The sequence below is a fragment of the Synechococcus sp. H70.2 genome, from assembly GCF_047462275.1.
Classification (GTDB): Bacteria; Cyanobacteriota; Cyanobacteriia; order Thermostichales; family Thermostichaceae; genus Thermostichus.
Genome location: NZ_JANSIU010000001.1, coordinates 144,460 through 163,754 on the forward strand (window position 1 = coordinate 144,460; position 19,295 = coordinate 163,754).

Genomic DNA, 19,295 nt, shown 5'->3' on the forward strand with positions numbered 1-19,295 from the left:
AAGACTCCTCGCCCTTCAGGGCAGAGTTGGGCATCAAGGCAGCACCAGGGCCAGGGTAGTGCCCTGGGATCCCGTCTCCACCAGACGCAAGTCTCCTCCGTGGGCTTGCAGGATACGCTTGGCGATGTACAGCCCCAGACCTCCCAATCCGCTCGGGTAGTGCTGGCCGGCGATGGAAAGGGGCTGGGCGATGTAGGGCTGGGCCAAATCTTCCAGGGGAGCCGGCAGGCCGGGTCCATCATCCCGTACCTGGATTTGGCGAGGGCCAGCAGTCAGCACCACCGCATGGCGGGCATAGCGCAAGGCATTGTCTACGAGATTCACCAGCGCCCGCTCCAGCTCGGCCTCATCGGCGTTGCCCCACCCTTCTCCCTCCACCCGCAGGTCAATCCTTCGCTCTCGAGCCAGGGATCCCATGCGTTCGGCCACCCGTCGGGCTAGGGATCCCAGGTCACAGGGCCGGGGATGCAGGGCAATCTCCCCCCGCTCTAGGCGGTAGGCCTCCACCATCTTTTGCACCAGCGCCAGGTTGCGTTGGTTCTCCTCCAGCATGCGATCCAGCAGGGCAAGCTGCTCCTGGCGACTCAAGGGCAGCTCCTGCTTGAGGGCACTCAGCAGATGCCCGAAGGCAATGAGGGGAGTTTTCAAGTCATGCACCAGCGTAGCTGTGAAAGCCTCCCGCCGTCTTTGATCGCTTTGGATCTGGCGCAGCAGATGGGCAAGAGCCTGCCGTAGGATCAGAACCTCTTGGGGATCCCCTGGGCGGAGCAGCAAAGTCCAGCGGCCTGGCTGGTTAATCAAGCTTTCTAGGTGGGCCAGCTCGCGGGCTAGCAAGGTCAGGGGCTGCAAGAGCAGGGAAGACAAAGCATAGCCCGCCAGCGCTGAGAGCACCGCCAGCAAAGGGATCCACAGCAGCAGCAGGACGGATCCCTCGGGGCTGAGCTCTGTGCCGGGCAGGATCCAAGGCACTGACAGGATAAAGACCAGGTTAGGGACAAAGGAAAGGCTGGCAATCACCAGCGCCACCTGAGTGCGCAGGCTGTGGGGAAAGCGGCGACGCCAGAACTCAAGGAGGCGGTATCTCAATGGAGAACGGGAGAGAGGCCTGACTTGAATTAGGCCAGAGAGCGGCAGACGGGTCAAGAGGGCTGGCGAAAGACTGAGGCATTTTCACAGCAAGGGAAAACTCTCCCGCCTCTTCCCAGCAAAAAGTTGCCCCAAGAGCTGGTTGGGTAAGCAGGCTTTTTGGCCAATCGGGGCCCAAGGAGGGTTGAGGTGCTGAGAAAAATTGTCCGGCCCTGCTGAAGGTAGAGGCCCGGCGTTGAACTCCGACCAGCCGTCAATAGGTTGTGAAAAAACCTCTGGGCGTCTTTCCCTGTTTCGACCCCAGAGGCTTCTTCTCTTCACTCCTCACCGCTTTTGAGCGTACTCCCCCCCTGAAGGGTTGTCAAGCATTTTCCGAGTGGGATCGGCGAGTGGGAAAGCGCGCCAGAATGGCGCTGCCATAGAGGATCATCTGGTGAGGCTGGAGGCACACCCGATCTACCTGCAGCTTGCTCCCTCCCAAGGCCAGTCGATCCAAATCGAGGAGTGTATTCAGGTGGTCGACCAAAGCGCGGCTAAGGGCGCGTCCCTCTTCTGTCTCGCCCTCAAACAAAGGATCGGCCAAGCAGAGGCAGCGGCGCTCTATTACCTCGAGGCGGGCGGAGAAGCCCACCTGAAAAACCCTGCCTTCTCCCTGCTGCGCCTTGGCCCGCAATTGCAACCGCTGCTCTGGGGTGAGGCGCACTTCCACCTGGCAAAATGACAGGGGCTGGTTCTTTCCCTCCACCTGAGCTAGCTTGTTCAGTACAAGAGGGGTGTTGAAGGATTGCGCCAGATCCACTTCGCTCAGCACTACCCGCATCCTGGCCTGTACCGGCTGGCGCAGCTTAATCTGCCCTTGCCAGATTTGGCTAAAATCAATGGCCACGGCATTGCAAAACAGCTCTAGAAGCGAGAGTTGCAGGCCGTTGTACATCTGCAGGTTCTGGCCCACCAGCTCAAAGCTGTCGATCCGCCCCTGCAGCAATTTAGTAATCGGTTCTGCCCGCACCCGCGCCTCCAACCGCCCAGCTTGCTTGAAGAGGGCACGAATGGCAGCACTCACTCCCCGGCTGACCCAGTCAGTAAGCATGGAATGGGGCAGGGAGAGTTCTGGCAGAAGTCCTGTGGCCATAGGGCAAGGTGAAGAGCGCCTACAGGGATCATAACCAATCCATTAAGAAAAGTTACAGCCGCAGCTCCTCTAGGGAGAGCTACGTTCCTCTCGAAGAGCCGAACGGGCTAGGGCCGCAATCCTCTGGTCCGTGGCCCGGGGGAGGTGCAAGTAGCGTCCGCCTGCCAGTTCCGCCAGCTCAGCGCCAAAGCTAGTGGTGACAAAGCGGCTTTGCGAGTCGATGAAAAGCAGCTTTAGCCCCAAAGCGCGAATGCGCAGGGCAATCTCTCGCAATTCTTGCTTGATGTCGACAGAGTCCCCCTCCCTCCGTCCCAGAGAGCGGCTGAGGGGAATATTGGCCCGGCCATCGGTAAGGGCCACCAGCATGACTTGACCCACGTCGCCACTGGCGCGAGCGTTCACCCCCAGGCGCACCGCTTGGGTGAGGGCATGGGCCAGGGGGGATCCCCCGCCACAGGGCAGGGATTCCAGACGGCGGCGGGCCAGCTCGATGGAGCGGGTGGGGGGCAGCAACACTTCGGCAGCCTCACCGCGAAAGGCAATCAGGGCAACTTTGTCGCGGTTTTGGTAGGCCTCGGTCAGCAGGCGCAGAGCTGCGCCTTTGGCCGCCTGCATGCGGTTAAGAGCCATGGAGCCAGAGGCATCCACCACGAAGATCACCAAGGCTCCAGCTTTGCGGGCCAGCTTCTTGGCGCGGATATCGCCAGGCTCGACGATGACGGCCCGTCCTGGCTGCCGCAGGCGGCGACTTTTCTGGTAGGGGGCAGCAGCCCGCAGGGTAGCGTCAACGGCGATGCGGGGGTTGGCTCCCTGGGGCAGGATGGGCTTGACGTAGCGGCCCCGGTCGGTGCTAAACACCAAGCTGCGGGATCCCGTTTTTCCCTGTTGGCTTAGAGCTTGGGCAAAGGTCAAGAGGCGCGGGTCAAGGGCCACTTGTTCGGGATCGAAGAAAAACTCCTGGGGCAGGCTAAGATTTTCCGGCTGGGGTTCTGTCTCTTCTCTGTCTTCCCCCTCCTTGGCGGGCTCTGGCGGCTGAGGATCCGACTGTTGGGATGGGGGTGGGGGAGGCGGCGGCTGGTCGGGGTTGTAGCGGGCGCGGGGCAGCAGCACCAGTTGCACCGCCTGTTGCAGGTCTTCGGCCAAGAGGTGATCCCGTCCCTCCAGCGCCGCCAGGGCACGGGCCGCCCGCAGGGCAAACTGCTCCCCTCGATGGCCTTGGACATTGCCGCGGATGGCCTCCTGCACCAGGTAGTGGATCTGTTCCCGCCGTGGCTTGACCTGGGGCAGCCACTCCCGCGCCAGGAGAATGCGGGTGCGGATTTCCTCCACTTCCGCCTGGTGTTCCGCCAGAAAGGGCTCAGGGGCGTCGACAAATCGAGTTGCCCGCTGGACAATTTCCCCTCGCTCCTCCAGGCTCAGCTCCTGCCCCACCGGCACCACCAGCGCTAGGCGATCCAGCAGGTGGGGGCGCAGGGATCCCTCTTCGGGGTTGTAGGTGGCCACTAGGAGTGGCCGGCAGGGGTGCTGCAGGCTCAGCCCTTCCCGCTCCAGGCGGTTTACACCCTCTCCCACCACCGTCAGCAGCAGGTTGACGATGGCGTCGTCTAAGAGGTGGATGTCGTCCACATAGAGCACACCCCGGTGGGCGGCAGCCAAGAGCCCTGGCTGGAAGACCGTTTCCCCCTGCTTCACCGAGGCCTCCACATCCACGGATCCCAGCAGCCGATCCTCCGTCACCCCCAAGGGAATCTGGACAAAGGGAGGAGCTATCACTTGGGTAGGGGGCGTTGTTCCCTGCGGGTAGCGGGCCTTGGCCCAGTCCGACCAGGTCTCGGGCCGCGCCGGGTCGTCGTTGCAATAGGAGCCGGCGATGACCTCGATGGGAGGTAGCAGGGCGTGGATCCCTCGGGCCAAAACCGACTTGGCCGTGCCGCGCGGCCCCACCAGCACCACCCCTCCCAAGCTGGGATCCACCGCCGCCAGCAATAGGGCTAGCTTGGCGGTTTGCTGTCCGACGACAGCGGTAAGGGGGAAGGTGCGGGGGGGGGCTAGGGTTGCAGATCCCAGGGGTGGCTTAGGGAGGTGGGTCATCGACGGTTAAATCTTGCCGATCTTTTGAGATCTTCCCAGATCCAGGGCAGATTGAGAGCTGTACACAGAAGAATAGCTCGGTAGCCCCGTACTAAACGCTCCGCGCCGCTGACGCGAATGAGATGGGGAAGGGTTTCTGGATGTCCCTGCTGAAGTGCTGCTGTTTTGTCAAACTTCAGCGGCTTGCAATCATCACATGCTTGGTAATCTGATACTCTCGTACCGCTTCTGTCGAGAGATCTTTGCCAAATCCCGATTGCTTGAAGCCGCCGTGGGGGGCTTCCGAGGCGATGGGGAGGTGATCGTTAATCCAGACGGTGCCCACCTCCAGCTCAGCCGCCAGCTTCATTGCTCGTCCAATATCTTGAGTCCACACAGAAGCCGCCAGCCCGTATAGGACGTCATTGCCCAGGCGTAGCGCTTCTGCTTCTTCGCGAAACGAGCTGAGGGTGAGAACTGGCCCAAAAACCTCACTCTGCACGATCTCCGCTTTTTGATCGACATCGGTAATCACTGTGGGTTCGTAGTAGTAGCCCCGGTCAAACCGGGAAGGGATCCGCCCGCCGGTTAGCACCTTGGCTCCCTCGGCTTTGGCCCGCTCCACAAATCCCATCACCCGCTCCCGCTGGGCTGCCGAGACCAAAGGCCCCATCTCTACCCCCGCCTCAAAGGGAGGCCCCACCACCACCTTGCGCATTGCCTCGACAATGGCCTCTTGCATCTGCGCCAGTCTGCTCTCGTGCACATAGACGCGGGTAGCTGCCGTGCAGTCCTGGCCGCTGTTGAAGGTGGCGGCAAAGGCAGCCTTGGCGGCTACGCTTTCCACGTCGGCATCTGCAAAGACCAGGAAGGGCGCCTTGCCCCCCAGTTCCAAATGCACCCGCTTCAGGGTGTTGGCGGCGGTGCGCATCACCTGCTTGCCGGTGGCGGTAGAGCCAGTGAGGCTGACCATGCGCACTTGCGGGTGTTCCACCAGGGCTTGGCCAGTGGCATTGCCTCCGGTAACGATGTTGACCACCCCCGGCGGGATCCCGGCCTCGGCAGTGAGCTCCGCCAGCCTCAAGGTGGTTAGAGGAGTGGTGGGAGCGGGCTTGAGCACTACCGTGCAGCCGGCGGCCAGGGCAGGGCCAATCTTCCAGACGGCCATCAGCAGGGGGTAGTTCCAGGGGGTAATTTGCGCGCACACCCCCACCGGCTCCTTGCGAAATAGTGAGGTGTAACCCTTGGCGTATTCTCCGGCGCTGAAGCCATGGATGTCGCGGGCGGCAGCGGCAAAGAAACGCAGGTTATCTACCGCAAAAGGCAGATCCCCTCCCAAGCTCACCAACTCATAGGGCTTGCCGGTGTTTTCCGACTCCAGGCGCGCCAGTTCAGCAGCCTGCGCCTCGATCAAATCCGCCAGTTTCCAGAGGGCCAGGGATCGCTCGCCGGGGGTGAGCTTCGACCAGCGGCCATCGGAAAAGGCGGTTTGGGCAGCCTGTACTGCCCGATCCACATCGGTGGGGCTGGCGTCCACCACCTCCGCTAGTTTCTCCCCCGTGGCCGGGTTCTCGATAACCATCAGGTCTCCCCCTTGGCTATCCACCCATTGGCCGTCGATCCAGAGTTTGTAGGCCATGGCCTCTTCTCAACTGCTCGCTAGAAACACTTCTCCCCATTGTGCCGAATCTTGTCCAGCTTGGAGGGCGTTGTCTAGGGATCCCCTCTTTTTCCATTTCTGTCTGATAAGGTCAGAAGGGAGCTTTCTGCACAAGCGAGGTTGGCGCATGTCTCCTGTGCTGTGGCAAGCCATTGGGTACGCCTGCGGGATCTCGTTGGGGATCCTGGGACTGGTTGCCCTCATCAACTTTCTCTGGCAGCACCTAGAGCAGCAGGCCGAGAAAGCTACGGCCCAGCCAGCTGAGCCGCCAGCAGCTTCGGAACCTCGTAGCACCTCGGAGGAGGGATCCCTGTCAACATGAATGACACAGTTCGCGTTCACGTTTGGGTGCGCGGGCGAGTTCAGGGGGTAGGGTTTCGGGCTTACACGGAAGCCATGGCCCGCAGCACCGGTGTCCACGGTTGGGTGCGCAACTTGCGGGATGGCCGTGTCGAGGCGGTTTTTGAGGGATCCCCGGCGGCGGTGGAGGCAATGCTGCGCTGGTGTCAGCAGGGCAGCCCCGGCTCGCGGGTGGAGGGCGTCGAACACCGTTCCGAGCCACCCGAGGGCCTCTCTACCTTTGAGATCCGCCCCACCGTTTGAGGCAGCGGGTCAGGAGCTGGTGACATCCCGCTAGAATGGGGAAACCTACCCTTTACTCTTTTGGCCATGACGGTTGCTGCTCCTGCCAAAGTGGAATACGAAGCTGTCATTGGGCTGGAGGTGCACTGCCAGCTCAGCACCCGCTCCAAGATCTTCTCCAGCAGCGCAACGGCCTTCGGCGCTCCCCCCAATACGCAAATTGACCCCATCTGCATGGGCCTGCCCGGTACGCTGCCGGTGCTGAACGAAAAGGTTCTAGAGTATGCAGTCAAAGCAGCTTTGGCCCTGAACTGCACCATTGCCCCTTACAGCAAGTTTGACCGCAAGCAGTACTTCTACCCCGACTTGCCCAAAAATTACCAAATCTCCCAGTACGACCTACCCCTTGCCACCCAAGGCTGGGTCGAGATCCAGCTTAGCGACGGCCGCACCAAGCGCATTGGCATCACTCGTTTGCACATCGAAGAAGATGCGGGCAAGTTGGTGCATGCTGGCAGCGATCGCCTTGCGGGATCCAGCTATTCCCTGGTGGATTTCAACCGGGCAGGAGTCCCCCTCATCGAAATTGTCAGCGAGCCAGACATCCGCAGCGGCGAGGAAGCCGCAGAATACGTGCAGGAGCTGCGCCGCATCCTGCGCTACGCCGGCCTGTGTGATGGCAACCTGCAGGAGGGATCCCTGCGCTGCGATGTCAACATCTCGGTGCGTCCGCTGGGGAGTCAAACCTTCGGCACGAAGGTGGAAATCAAAAACATGAACTCCTTCAACGCCATCCAGCGGGCCATTGAGTACGAGTTCAAACGCCAAGTCAAGGCTTTGGAAGCGGGCGAGCCTATCGTGCAGGAAACTCGCCTTTGGGAAGAAAACAGCCAGCGCACCATCAGCATGCGCAAGAAAGAGGGATCCAGCGACTACCGCTATTTTCCCGAGCCGGATCTGCCGCCCATTCGCGTTACCGAGGCGCAAAAAGCCCGCTGGCAGGCGGAGCTGCCGGAACTACCGGCTGTGAAGCGGCGGCGCTACCAAGAGGTGTACGGACTTTCGGTGTACGACTCTCGCTACCTCACCGACGAACGCAACACCGCCGAGTACTTTGAGGCCGTGGTTGCCGCTGGCGCTGACCCGAAGGCAGCCGCCAACTGGATGATGAGCGACATTGCCAGCTACCTCAACACCCACAAGCTGGACTACCCCGACATTGCCCTAAAACCAGAAACCCTGGCCGAGCTAATTAGCCTCATCGAGCAGGGCGTCATTTCCAGCAAAATTGCCAAGGAAATCCTGCCGGAGCTGTTGGAAAAAGGTGGCTCTGCCCGCGCCTTGGTGGAGGCCAAGGGCCTGACCCAAATCTCCGATAGCCACCTCTTGGAGCAGATGATTGCCGAGGTGCTGGCAGAAAACCCCGAGCAACTGCAGCAGTATCGCGGGGGTAAAACCAAGCTCTTTGGCTACTTTGTCGGGCAATTGATGAAAAAAACCCAAGGGCGGGCGGATCCTAAGCTAGCCAACGAGCTGCTCAAGCGGCATCTAGACGGGTGAGCTCCTCCTCTTCCGCTTCAACGGGACCTTGCAGTCCCTCCACGAGCAGACACGGGCTGCCCCACCGCGTAGGTGTCCTCGACTCCAGCAGCGCTCACCACCTCTTGGCGGGGGTGTTTGGATCCCGGCCCTGGCTCTGCCAGGGCAGTGCAGGACTTGTCGACCCCCCCTAGCTAACTCCAGACTTCGGTGAGGGAGTAGCCCAACTCCTGGATCATGCGGCGCAGCAGGGGCAAGCTTAGCCCGATGACGTTGCCAGGACACCCCTCAATCCGCTCCACAAACAGGCTGCCCCGGCCATCCATGGCAAAGCAGCCCGCACAATTAAGCGGCTCGCCGGTGGCCACGTAGGCGCGGATCTCCTCGTCGCTGGGCTTAGCAAAAAACACCCGCGTAACCGCATAGTGGGTGAGGCGGCGGTTCTGCTTCGTGTCAATCAAGGCATGACCCGTATAGAGCTCCCCCACCTCGCCCCGCATTTGCCGCAGGCGCCGTTCCGCTTCCAGAGCATTGGCCGGCTTGCCCAGGATTTCTCCCTTGAGGTAGAGCACCGAGTCGGCCCCAATGACCAAAACAGGCTCCCGTTGCTGGGCCGCCACCACTTCGGCTTTGGCCGAGGCCAGCTTCTGCACCAGTTCAACTGGATCCGAGCTTTGGATTTGGCTTTCGTCAAAGTAGCTGGGTTGAACGCGGAAAGGGATCCGCGCAGCTTCTAACAATTGGCGGCGGGCAGGAGATTGTGAAGCCAGGACAATGGGAGGCAACATCGATTCAATACTCACCTCAAGCCTAGACGTTTGTAGGATTGAAGTTCGCTCTACCTACCAGTTTCCATTACCCTAGTCAAGGTACGCCCGATAGGCGCTCAAAGGAAACTCTCTCGATCTCTCCCAACTGGAGCTCGTTTGTGACCACCCTGCCCTCCCAGGCCTCCCCTCAAGCCAAGCTTGTCCCTGCTGGCCTCCTCCAGCGGTATTGGGGAGATGAAGACACTCCCGAAAGCCGCTGGGTGAATTTACTGGTGGCAGCCCTGGTTCTCTGCTCGTCCACCTTCTTTGTGGCGGAAACCTACCCCCTGCCCTTGGAGGTGCGCCTTAGCCTAGAGCGGTTGGATCGCTTGATCCTTGGCCTGTTTGTGGTGGAGTACCTGCTGCGCTGGGCAGCGGCTCCCCAGAAGCTGCGCTATGTCTTCAGCCTCTATTCGCTCATTGACTTGCTGGCGATTTTGCCATTTTTTGCTGGTCTAGCCGATATTCGCTTTATCCGTCTCTTGCGCTGGTTTCGCATCCTGCGGCTGCTGCGCCTAGTGGAGGGCAAGACCCTATTGGGTCAGGTAATCTCCGCTGACACCCGCATCTTGTTGCGCATCCTTTTTACTCTCTTTGCGATTGTCTTTGTCTACTCTGGCCTTATCTACCAGGTGGAACATCCGGCCAATCCCACCACTTTTGCCACCTTTTTGGATGCTTTCTACTTTTCTGTTGTCACCATGACCACGGTGGGGTTTGGGGATCTCACCCCCACCTCTGAGCTGGGCCGGCTGTTGACGGTGCTGATGATCTTGACGGGCGTGGCCCTGATCCCTTGGCAAGTGGGAGAGCTCATCAAGCAACTGGTGAAAAGCGGCAACTCAGTTCAGTGGGCCTGCCCAGGCTGTGGCCTCTCCCAGCACGATGAGGATGCCCAGTTTTGTAAGCGCTGTGGCACGCCGCTCTATCCCCGGGATCGAGGCTAGTGGCCAATTGGAGGCAAAGACAGGATAGGCTAGGACAGGTTGGGAGGAGGAGCGGCAATGTGGGCCCACCCCGAGCTGGCTATCCCTGGCAAGTTGAACGTGAAGGCAGGCGTGGCAATGCTTGCTGCCGCGATTGTCCTGGGCTGGATCCTCAGCCAAGTTCAGCCGTTGCCGCTTGCCCCCCAGGAGGCCTCAGGGATCCCTACAGAACCCCTTTCCTGGCAAGAGGTGCCCAAACAAAAGTACGCCTGGCACATCTGCTACGCCTTTTTGGGCAATATGGGACTCATCAACATCGGCGGCGGCCTGGCGCTGGTGGTGCTAGGATCCCGCTTTACGGCTGGGCAACTCCTCTCGCAAATTCTCCTCTTGGGTGGAATGCTGCACCCCGCCTCTTGGGCCTTGGTGGCTCTGACCGGGTTAGAGGGATGGGGCTGGCTGGGCAATATCGGGGCAGCAGCCGTGGCGCTGGTTGTGATAGCCCTGTTTGTTCGCCTAATCTGGGCCACCTATTGCTCAGGGCAAGCCCTTCAACGGCAAACCCGCTCCCGCCTCTCCCGCTAGCTTGCCGGGCAGTTGGGGAAGGCTAAGAAACTGTTTAAGATTGTTTATGGTCCCTACGAACATTCGACTGGGCATGGCTATCAAAGAAGAGGTTTTTTTTGAAGGCGGGCCCCATATTGGCGATCTAGTGTTGAACTCCTTTGTCGGTCTTACCGTGGTTGGCTTGCCTCTATTTGTAGGGGCGCTGGTGCGCAGGCTGTGGGTTCACTACCGGATTACCAATCGCCGCATCACGGTCATTGGCGGCTGGGGGGGGAAGGAGCGCTCCGATGTCATTTACAAGGAGATTGCCAAGGTGGTGACGGTGCCGCGGGGCCTGGGCACTTGGGGCGATATGGTGCTCACCCTCAAAGACGGCAGCCGCCTAGAGATGCGGGCAGTGCCGCGCTTCCGGGAGATCTACGCCTACATTAGCGAGCGGCTTGACGAAAAAGCCAGAAAGGTCAGCGGCCCTATTGGCAAAAGACCCCCCGCGGCAGAGTCCTAGCTATGCCGAGTTGGGATCCCTCTTGGCCGCAGCGCCTAGCGTTGGTGCATGAGTACCTCATCTGGCCGGGGGGATCGGAAAAGGTTTTGCAGGAGCTACTGGCCTTTGCCCCGCAGGCTCCCCTCTATGTCAGCCTTTTCTCGGCCCACACCCTGCCGCCGAGCTGGCGGGAGCTTTCAGTTCACACTTCGTTTTTGCAAAGCTGGGCCAAGTGGCTAGGGGTACTGCGCCGCAACTACCATGGCCGCCTCAAGTACCTGCTACCCTGGATGCCCTTAGCCTACGAGAGCTTCGACTTTTCCGGCTATGACTGTGTAATCTCCAGCAGCCATGCCTTTGCCAAAGGGATCTTGACAGGGCCTTCCACCCTCCACCTAAGCTACATCCACAGCCCGCCCCGCTACCTCTGGGAAAACCGGGAGATCTACCTTGAGCGGGAGGGGTTGACAGGGATCCGCCCGCTTGCTGCCCTCAGCCGATGGCTAATGCACCGCCTGCGCCAGTGGGATTTTGTGGCGGCCCAGCGGCCAGATCTATTGATTGCCAACTCGCAGCACATCCGCCGGCGCCTCGCCAAGCTCTACCGCCGCGAGGCCGTGGTTATCTATCCGCCGGTGCCGCTGCAGGGGTTTGAGCCGGTGGCCACTCCCCAGGCCGACTACGACCTGGTGGTAAGCCGGCTGGTGCCCTACAAGCGGGTGGATCTCGCCATTGCTGCCTGCCAGCAACTGAACCGCCGTTTGGTAGTGGTGGGGGAAGGGCCGGAGCTGCCGCGGCTAAAGCAATTGGCAGGACCACAGGTGGAGTTTTTGCCCCACCAGCCTCTAGAGTGCTTCCAGGAACTGCTGGCCAATTGCCGGCTGCTGCTGTTGCCCTGGGAGGAAGACTTTGGCTTGGTGGCCGTGGAAGCCCAGGCCTGTGGCCGACCGGTGGTGGCCCTCAACCGAGGCGGTACCTGCGAGACCGTCCGCCACGGCCAAACGGGGATCCTCATCTCCGAAGCCAGTGTGGAAGCCCTCGTCGAAGGACTGCGCCAGGCAGAGCGCCAGGAGTGGGATCCCCAGCAGATTCGTGCCCATGCTCTGCAGTTTGCACCGGAGCGGTTTCATGCCCAACTGCGATCCCTGCTGCGCTGGGCCTGGCCCCGTTTTCAAGCTGGAGAGCCGCTGGATCCGCGAGCATGGAGCGCTGAGTAGAGCCGCCGCTGCACAAAAGTTGGCAACTCGATGCGGCTGCGCTCCCCCCTTTCTCCGCCGCTGCAGCCCGTGGCCAAAACAGAGCGCTTCAGCAGCCTTTCTGTGCGATCCTGCTCCTCCTTGAGGGTAAGGGGGGGGATCCCGCCGGCAGGCATTCTCCCCGTTGGGGGTTCGCCGGTAGGAGGGACGGCAGCTCCTTTTGGGGAGGGAGCAGGCTGGGCAGGCGCTGCTTGCAGCCGTTCCTGAGCGGGCCAGCGGTGGGCAGCAGCCGGCTGGCTCGACCTGGGCTCGACAACGGCCCGGCCGAGAGCCAACGGGTGCAGGGCAGCCAGTTGCTCCTCCAGCTCCCGGTTGCGCTGCTGCAACAGGGCCACCTCCTTTTCCTGCGTTTGCGCGTAGGCATGGGCCTGGGCACACTCAGCTTTCAGGGCCGCCACCTGCTGCTGCAACTTCTCTATCTGCTTTTGGCTAAATAGAGAGTGGGCCTCCGCCACTTCCCGCGCCCGCTGGGCTTCTTTCAGGCTTTCCTGCGTTGGTCGCTGGGCCAGCTCTTGGCGGAGCTGATCCCGCTCAGCCCGCAGGGCGTCCAGCTCAGAGGTGAGAGCCTGCACCTGCTCTTTCAGGGCAAGAAGCTGCTGGGTCTGCTCCGCCTGCTGCTGACGGCTCTGCTGCAGTTCTTCCAGCAAGCTGGCCCGCTCCGCTTTGGCAAAAGAGGCCTGTTGGCGCAGGCGCTCCAACTCTGCTTGCAGCTTCTCCCCCTGCTCTGGCAAGGAACCTTGCTGCAATTGACGAATCTGTTGCCGGGCCTTGTCCAGCTCGGCCTCGAGGTGGGCTTTTTCACTCTCCAGCTGGGTCCTCAGACGTTGCCACTCCGCTTCAGCTTGGCGGTGGGCAGCTTCCAGCTCCGCCCGCAGGGTTTCCAACTCCTGGGCAGAGGGCCGACTGGCCAGCTCCTGAATTTGCGCCTGCAGCTGCGCCTTTTCTTTCTCCAACTCCTGGATGCGGAGCTGCAGTTGGGTCTGCAAAAGCTGCACCTGCGATAACTTGGCGGCGTATTCCTCCAGCTGCTTCGCTTGCTGTTTCAGCTCCAGGATCTCCTGCTGCAGTTGATAGAACCGGGCCGGCTCGATACGCCGCTGCAATTCTGCCTTGAGGGTTTCGATTTCCGCTTGGCTGGTTTGCAACTGCTGCTGCAGGAGCTGGTAGTGCTCCAGCGTGGGGCGCCGCTCCATCTCCCAGAGGAGATTTTGTAGCTCCTCAATGTGCTGCTGCTGAAGCTGAAAAGCTTCCAGGGTAGGACGTTGTTCCAGCCGAGCCTTCTCTTCCTGACAGGCTTGCAACGCTTGCTCCTGCTTTTGCAGTTGCTGTTCCAGGCGTTGGATACACTCAATCTGCTGCAGCGACAGCGCCTCTGACTCGGCCAGGGATCGCTCCAGGTTGCGCACCCGCGCCCGCAACGTTTCTAGCTCCTCTTCCCCTTCCATAGCCGGGCTGCTCAACAGGTCATGCGCCTTACTGTAGCAGATGCTGGGGGGGAAGATCCAGCTTGACCACCACATATAGCGTAAACTTTTGGGTTCCCGCAAAACTGACGCTAGGGATCTCCTGCTTACCGCCTATACTGGGGGAGGGATTTTTAGGTGCAAGTCCGGTGGGATCCCGACTTTGGCCACTGACACTGGCCCTACTGGCCGTAGCGGCTGCAGGGGGGTGTAGCCCTGCTGCTCTGCCTCCTAGCCCTCCTCTGCCGCCACTCATCCTTAGCAGCGACATTCCGCCCGTCATCAGTCGGAGCAACTTTTTGGAGGTGGGGATCGCGGTGTCGGTACCGGGGCGGCTCCCGGCGGAGCTGGCGTTGCAGCTCTCCTGGTCAGGGATCGAGGTGCAAACCCTCTCGGCAGCCCAGGTCAACTGTGTTGCCGGCGAGGTATCCTGCACTACTCGCTTCCGCCTCCGCCCCCCTTCAACCCTGGCGCCCGGCCCCTACCTCCTCAGTTTGCGGGTTTTCGACCGGCTGGGGCAAAGCACTGCTGTAAGCACACCAGTGCTGCTGCAGGATCCCTGAGAGAGTTCCTCACTGCACCGCCCGGGCAAGGGCCTGGAGCCCAGCCTGCAGGCGTTCGGCAATCTCCTCCTCCAGGCGCAGGGTGCCGTCTGGCTCAAACTGGATTTGCGAGCTGAGGATGTAGATCCCTTTCAAAATGTGGGTTGCGCCCATCACGGCCAGCACCGGCTTCATGGCAAAGTCGATGGCCAACAGGTGGGCCAGCGTTCCCCCCGTAGCAATGGGGAGAATCACTTTGCCGACAAAGGCATCCTGGTCTAGCAAATCCAACAGTGCCTTGAACACGCCGGGATAGGAAGCCTTGTACACAGGAGCGGAGAGGATAATCCCGGCGGCCTGGGCCACCTTTTCCTGAATCTGCTTAAGTTGAGGACTCTCGAAGTTAACCCGTACCAGATCCTCTGGCGGCAAATCCCGCACCGAAACAAACTCCGTCTTCAACCCCAGGCTGGCCAGGATCCCAGCAGCATGGTGCAAAATCGCCTCCGACCGCGGCGGTGGGCCGGCAGACTCGCGGGGGCCGGGGCTACCGGAGAGCAGAAGAATAGAGGGCATCGGCCAAAGGCAGAACGCTGCTTCTGTTGTACCAGGGATCCCGCCCAAGAAGTGCTAATATAGTAGTCGAGGTTAACTGCGGGCGTAGTTCAGTGGTAGAACGCTAGCTTCCCAAGCTGGATGTCGTGAGTTCGAATCTCATCGCCCGCTTCTGGACAAGCAAAACCCTCTCTTGCCGCTGCCGGTCCCAACCTACCCCTAGCCAGTGTCGAGGGGGAAGGGAGAGGGGGCAGCACGTAGCTTCTGGAGGCAAGAGCAAGCTGCCCTGCTGAACTGGCCAGGGATCTAGCTAGGGCTAAAGGGGCACTTCCAGCCCCACCTGCAGGGCAGAAGTTGGCGGGTAGTGCTCAGGGACAATCCCAGCCTTAAGCCCGTGGCAGCCCTGCGGGAAGTCTGGTGGTGGGAGAAACGCCCCTGTCTGAGACAGATCTGCCTGCCCAGTCTCCCTCCGCATTAGAGCAGGGGAGGTTTATCTGCTCAGCCTGCAGAGGTGGTAGCAGGGCCTTCGTGGGTCTCCACCGGGTTGTCCACCACCCGCCGCAGCACGCCGTTAACGAAAGCGGCGGCCTCCGGATCCCCGTATTTTTTGGCCAACTCTACAGCTTCGTTGATGGCGACCTTAACGGGACTGCTGGCCAGTATTTCCATCTCTACCACCGCCAGGCGCAGGATATCCCGCTCGATCCGCCCCAACCGCTGCAATTGCCAGCCCACCAGAACCTTTTGTAAACGAGCGTCAATCACCTCTTTGTGGGTATGCAGGGCGGTCAACAGTTGCAGAGCATAGGTGCGCACCTCTTGGGCTTGGGCAAGGTGCAGCAGTTCCGGCATCGAGAGGGCAGCCCCCAGCCGGTTGACTGCCTTTTGGGACAACTGAACAACTTCCTCCAGGATGTGGCGGACGCTCTGCAGGCGCTGCTCCAGGTGCTCTAGGGCTTGGCCAGCATTGCCGAGGGCCACTTGGGCTTGGTAAACCAGCTCCGGCAACTCCCTTGGCACAGCTGCCCCCTGCAAGGCACTTTCCAGACGCTGCAAATGTCGCTGGGCCTGGTGAAGACGGAGGGCAAGGGAACGGGATCCACTCTCTTCCTTGACCTCGGAGGCAGCCAAAAACAGAGGATCGCTCTCCTGCAACAGGCGGTCACTGCGCTCAATTTCTGCCGCTGCCGTCGCAAGGGTTTCATGGGTCTCCTCCTGCAGGGTGCGGATGGCTGCCAGCAGCAAGTCCTCCAGTTGTTTTTCGCTGAGTTTGGCCGCCGTGGCCGGCAGTTGGCTGACCCCCAGCAAGGCCAGTTCGCGGGCAACACGCCGAGGTTGCATTGCAAAACACCCTTGTTACGACTGCCCGATTGGGCTTAGCTATGCTAGCAGGCGGGAGGCAGAACAAATGCTAATTGAGCTCAAAACTGCGCCTGAGCACGCGAAAGGCCAAAGCTGGGCTTTGCTCTCTACCATAGGAGGAGTGGCTAGAGACCGATAGGGTCAGCCGCCGTTTGCTGCGGGTAATGCCCACATACAGCAGCCGCAGCCGCTCTGCAGCCAAGTCCAAAAAGGCCTGCTCGGTAGGAGAGTTGGCCTGTAGATCCCAGTAGCTTCTGCGGCTAAGCTGGCGCAGCTGGGCCAGGGCTTCTGCTTTCATATCGACATCTTCCAAAAACTTTAGCCCCACCGGTCGCTCCTCATAGTGGGTAGGAAACTCGTAGGCCGACACCTGGGGGATGAAGACCTGATCCCATTCCAAACCCTTGGCACGGTGCAGCGTAGCAACCGTGATGCTGCCCGGCTCGGGGTTGAAGGCAAAGAGCTCCGAGGGCAAGTTGCGGAGGCGGTAATCCAGAATCACCTGAAATTCTTGGGCAATCTCCTGCCAATCCGCCTCAGGGAGGGATCCCAACACCTGCTCCAACTGGTTGATGACATAGCAACCCACAAACAGCTCTTCCGGCTTGCGGTAGAGGCTTTGGACAATGAAATTCAGCACCTCCGGCCAGGGAGAACGCCCAGCCCGTAGCCAACTGGCCAGGGTCTGCAGCAACTGGCCTAAGCTTTGCCAAGAGGGGCTATCTGGCCAGGTAGGAGCTTCCCCAAACTGGGGAAACAGCAGCCGCTCTGGCAGCGAGGCGCGGATCCAGCCCAGCATTGGCTCCAGCTCCGCCCGTGGGATCCCGGCCCAGTCGGCTAGGTGCTCTACGGCTGCAGCCAGTCGAGCAGAGGAAGTGGGCTGGGCCAACCAGTCAATCACCCCCTTGAGCTGCAGCAGCACCCGCCGCTGGGTGGGGCTGCCCCGCAACAGGTCAATAACCCGCTCTCCGCCCCTTTCCCGCAGGTAGTCGAGGGCTTTTCCTCCCAGCTCGTTGGTGGTAACCAGAATAGCCACTGTTTGGGTGGGGAAGGCCTGGGCGGCTGTCAAGGCCCACTGAGCCACCTCCTGCAGCTCCTGCTCGGGGGTTCCTCTGACGCAGCGAAACTCCACCTGTCCTTCGCTGGCTGGGGGATTTGGGCTGCCGGTACTGGCTGGACGAATGTGCTGCGGAGCTAGAGCGGTGCGCAGGGCTGGGATGGGGTGTTCCTGAGTTACCCAGTCCACCAGGCGGTTGGCCAGCTCCAGGATCTGGGGAGCACTGCGGCTGGACTCCTGCAGCGAGATGACCTGGGGACTGGCCTGACAAAAGTCACGAAATAGCCGCGGCTCCGCGGTAGTGAAGGTGCCCATGATGCTCTGGTTGGGATCCCCCACCCGTACTAGGTTGCCAGTGCGCTGGCTAAGCAGCCGCAGCAGCTCTTCTTGGAGGGGGGAGCTGTCCTGAGCTTCGTCCTCGAATAGGTAGTCGTACCACTGTTGCACCTGCTGCTGCAGCGCCGAGTCCCGCTCAATCAGCTCCACCGCCTGCCAGCCCAGGTCGTCGTAGTCCAGCTGGCCTCGGCGACGCAGCTCCGCTTGGTAGGCAGCATAGAGGGGAGCCGCCCAGCCTAGGTAGCCCTCTCTGGGGAGCACCTCCGGCTCCAGGCGCAGGTTCTTAGCTGTGCTGATCACCGCCTGCACCATCTGTTGAAAGCTGCCCCGAAACCGCAGCCGGTTGTAGACTGCCCTCTCATCGGCAGGGATCAGGGGCTCCCAGAGGTGGGTGTGGGAGTTGAGCCAGGCGCGGCAGAGACGGGTGAGAAGGCGCTTCTGCTCATATTCCTCCAGGATGGACAGCTCTTCCCAAGGGCCGGGGGCTTCCCGCAACACCCGCAGCGCTAGGGAATGCAAGGTAAAGGCTTGGGTAAAGCGATCTGGGTAGCCCGCCTCTTGCAGGCGTTGGTTGATACGGCGCAGCAGATTGACCCGTGCTGAGCGCATGTAGGTAAATACCCCGATGCGCTCGGGCGGGATGCCGCGCTTGAGGATGAGATTGACAATCAGAAGCTCCAGGATAAACGTCTTGCCGCTCCCTGGAACAGCAGCAATCCCCAGCTGCCCTGATTGATAGGCCAAAACCTGTTGCTGCTCCGGACGCAGGATAATCTGGGGAAAAGGAGAATCAGCTAAGCCCACGGTCAGATCCCTGCCTAGGTAAGGATAAAGGTCTCGATGGCCACCGCCACCCCATCCTCGGTGACGGGAGGAGCCACCCAATCAGCGTAGGGCAGCAAAGCCGGTGAGGCATTCCCCATGGCCACCCCGATCCCTGCATAGCGCAGCATCTCAATGTCATTGTCGCCATCCCCAATGGCCATCACCTGCTCCGCCGACACCCCCAGCAGCTCTTCCGCCAGAAAGCGCACCGCATTGCCCTTGTTTACCGCTGGATGGGTAGCCTCCAAAAAAATTGGCTCTGACCGCGTGAGATAGAGCTGCTCTGGAGAATACCGCTGCCGCAGGGATCCCTGGAGTTCCTGCAAAAACTCCGTATCTTCTGAAACAACTAGGATCTTGGTGGGTCTTTGCCCATATTGGGCAGGGGAAAGAATCTGGAACGGCACTTGCGAGCGCTCAGCATAGGCGCGGCTCAGAGGGCTGAGTTCCCGCACATAGAGCTGGTCGTCGATGTAGAGATGGACCCCCACCGGCAGATCCTGCAGCACTTGCAACAACTCCTCTGTCAGCGCCCAGTCCAAGCGCCAGTGCTTGAACGTCTTCTGGCTCTCGGGATCCCGAATGAGCGCCCCTTGGTAGCTGCAGAGGGGCATATCCGCTCCAATGGCGTAGTGAAATCGCTCGGCAGAGCGATGCATCCGACCGGTGGCAATGGCCACCCGCACGCCCGCCGCCTTAGCCCTTTGGATTGCCCGTCGCACTGGCTCTGAAACTTGGTTGGAAGGTCCTGCCAGCGTGCCATCGATGTCCAACACCAACAGCCGCACCTCCCTCTGGGCCAAGGACTGAAGAGATTGCCTTTTCTGGGGCCGCTCTTGCACTTCTACTGGCTGCATTGCTCCTCCTCTTGGCCAGTGCATGGGTTTGGGGTTGAACTTGGCAAGGGCTCGATACAGATTGTAATGGTCTGTAATGCTCCAAGTTGCTGGATAGGGTTAGCTGAATCGGCGGGAAGCCCCGCCCTGGATTTGGGTTGCGTAGGTGGCGTAGGCCATATTGTGTTTGTGTTTACCCAACAAAGAT

18 protein-coding genes and 1 tRNA gene are annotated in these 19,295 nt (G+C 60.8%); 9 read left to right on the forward strand and 10 right to left on the reverse strand.

All coding sequences use genetic code 11. The annotated features are described in order from the left end of the window. Nucleotides 1-33: 33 nt before the first annotated feature. The 4 genes from NW822_RS00675 to NW822_RS00690 all read right to left on the reverse strand — a co-directional run bounded on the left by NW822_RS00675 (nt 34) and on the right by NW822_RS00690 (nt 5,927). A complete protein-coding gene (locus tag NW822_RS00675; protein WP_414403180.1) occupies nt 34-1,086 on the reverse strand; it encodes a sensor histidine kinase in 1,053 nt (350 codons plus the stop codon). Between the two features lie 361 nt (nt 1,087-1,447). Beyond that, nucleotides 1,448-2,218, reverse strand: a complete 771-nt coding sequence (locus NW822_RS00680; RefSeq protein ID WP_414403181.1) for a DUF2993 domain-containing protein — start codon at nt 2,216-2,218, stop codon at nt 1,448-1,450. 69 nt (nt 2,219-2,287) lie between these two features. Next, nucleotides 2,288-4,309 (reverse strand): magnesium chelatase ATPase subunit D, encoded by a 2,022-nt coding sequence (gene bchD, locus NW822_RS00685; RefSeq protein WP_414403182.1) that lies wholly within the window; start codon nt 4,307-4,309, stop codon nt 2,288-2,290. Between the two features lie 175 nt (nt 4,310-4,484). After that, the gene (locus tag NW822_RS00690; RefSeq protein WP_414403183.1) at nt 4,485-5,927 is read right to left on the reverse strand and encodes a gamma-aminobutyraldehyde dehydrogenase; all 1,443 of its coding nucleotides are present in this window, start codon (nt 5,925-5,927) and stop codon (nt 4,485-4,487) included. 148 nt (nt 5,928-6,075) lie between these two features. Between NW822_RS00690 and NW822_RS00695 the strand changes: the two genes are divergently transcribed. The 3 genes from NW822_RS00695 (at nt 6,076) to gatB (ending at nt 8,090) form a co-directional block, all read left to right on the forward strand. Further along, entirely contained in the window at nt 6,076-6,270 is a 195-nt protein-coding gene (locus NW822_RS00695) for a hypothetical protein (protein WP_414403184.1), read from the forward strand. Then, nucleotides 6,267-6,551 (forward strand): acylphosphatase, encoded by a 285-nt coding sequence (locus NW822_RS00700; protein WP_414403185.1) that lies wholly within the window; start codon nt 6,267-6,269, stop codon nt 6,549-6,551. The genes NW822_RS00695 and NW822_RS00700 overlap by 4 nt, the downstream gene beginning before the upstream one ends. A gap of 66 nt (nt 6,552-6,617) precedes the next feature. Then, nucleotides 6,618-8,090 carry an Asp-tRNA(Asn)/Glu-tRNA(Gln) amidotransferase subunit GatB gene (gene gatB / locus NW822_RS00705; RefSeq protein ID WP_414403186.1) on the forward strand — a complete coding sequence of 491 codons (1,473 nt, stop codon included), beginning with the start codon at nt 6,618-6,620 and terminating at the stop codon, nt 8,088-8,090. Nucleotides 8,091-8,263: 173 nt separating this feature from the next. On the opposite strand, the gene NW822_RS00710 is transcribed toward gatB, so the two are convergent. Continuing rightward, nucleotides 8,264-8,857 carry a Maf family protein gene (locus tag NW822_RS00710; RefSeq protein WP_414359450.1) on the reverse strand — a complete coding sequence of 198 codons (594 nt, stop codon included), beginning with the start codon at nt 8,855-8,857 and terminating at the stop codon, nt 8,264-8,266. 140 nt (nt 8,858-8,997) lie between these two features. Between NW822_RS00710 and NW822_RS00715 the strand changes: the two genes are divergently transcribed. From NW822_RS00715 to NW822_RS00730, 4 genes are all read left to right on the forward strand, one after another. Further along, complete coding sequence (locus NW822_RS00715; RefSeq protein ID WP_414403187.1) at nt 8,998-9,825, forward strand: ion transporter; 828 nt, start codon at nt 8,998-9,000, stop codon at nt 9,823-9,825. A 57-nt stretch (nt 9,826-9,882) separates the two neighbouring features. Then, nucleotides 9,883-10,389 carry a hypothetical protein gene (locus NW822_RS00720; protein WP_414359446.1) on the forward strand — a complete coding sequence of 169 codons (507 nt, stop codon included), beginning with the start codon at nt 9,883-9,885 and terminating at the stop codon, nt 10,387-10,389. Between the two features lie 73 nt (nt 10,390-10,462). After that, nucleotides 10,463-10,876 (forward strand): PH domain-containing protein, encoded by a 414-nt coding sequence (locus NW822_RS00725; protein ID WP_414360036.1) that lies wholly within the window; start codon nt 10,463-10,465, stop codon nt 10,874-10,876. 2 nt (nt 10,877-10,878) lie between these two features. Then, entirely contained in the window at nt 10,879-12,072 is a 1,194-nt protein-coding gene (locus tag NW822_RS00730; RefSeq protein WP_414403188.1) for a glycosyltransferase, read from the forward strand. On the opposite strand, the gene NW822_RS00735 is transcribed toward NW822_RS00730, so the two are convergent. After that, complete coding sequence (locus NW822_RS00735) at nt 12,027-13,556, reverse strand: hypothetical protein (protein ID WP_414403189.1); 1,530 nt, start codon at nt 13,554-13,556, stop codon at nt 12,027-12,029. The genes NW822_RS00730 and NW822_RS00735 overlap by 46 nt on opposite strands. 167 nt (nt 13,557-13,723) lie before the next feature. Here NW822_RS00735 and NW822_RS00740 point away from each other — a divergent pair, with 167 nt between their 5' ends. Then, a complete protein-coding gene (locus NW822_RS00740; protein ID WP_414403190.1) occupies nt 13,724-14,137 on the forward strand; it encodes a hypothetical protein in 414 nt (137 codons plus the stop codon). A 9-nt stretch (nt 14,138-14,146) separates the two neighbouring features. Here NW822_RS00740 and ssuE read toward each other — a convergent pair whose 3' ends face one another. Beyond that, complete coding sequence (gene ssuE / locus NW822_RS00745; RefSeq protein WP_414403191.1) at nt 14,147-14,692, reverse strand: NADPH-dependent FMN reductase; 546 nt, start codon at nt 14,690-14,692, stop codon at nt 14,147-14,149. A gap of 78 nt (nt 14,693-14,770) precedes the next feature. Here ssuE and NW822_RS00750 point away from each other — a divergent pair. Continuing rightward, nucleotides 14,771-14,842, forward strand: a tRNA-Gly gene (locus NW822_RS00750). 327 nt (nt 14,843-15,169) lie between these two features. On the opposite strand, the gene nusB is transcribed toward NW822_RS00750, so the two are convergent. The 3 genes from nusB to NW822_RS00765 all read right to left on the reverse strand — a co-directional run bounded on the left by nusB (nt 15,170) and on the right by NW822_RS00765 (nt 19,108). Continuing rightward, a complete protein-coding gene (gene nusB, locus NW822_RS00755; protein ID WP_414403192.1) occupies nt 15,170-16,012 on the reverse strand; it encodes a transcription antitermination factor NusB in 843 nt (280 codons plus the stop codon). Nucleotides 16,013-16,082: 70 nt separating this feature from the next. Continuing rightward, nucleotides 16,083-18,230, reverse strand: coding sequence for an ATP-dependent helicase (locus NW822_RS00760; RefSeq protein ID WP_414403193.1), 2,148 nt, complete (start codon nt 18,228-18,230; stop codon nt 16,083-16,085). 14 nt (nt 18,231-18,244) lie between these two features. Next, a complete protein-coding gene (locus NW822_RS00765) occupies nt 18,245-19,108 on the reverse strand; it encodes a Cof-type HAD-IIB family hydrolase (protein ID WP_414403194.1) in 864 nt (287 codons plus the stop codon). Nucleotides 19,109-19,295 lie beyond the last annotated feature (187 nt).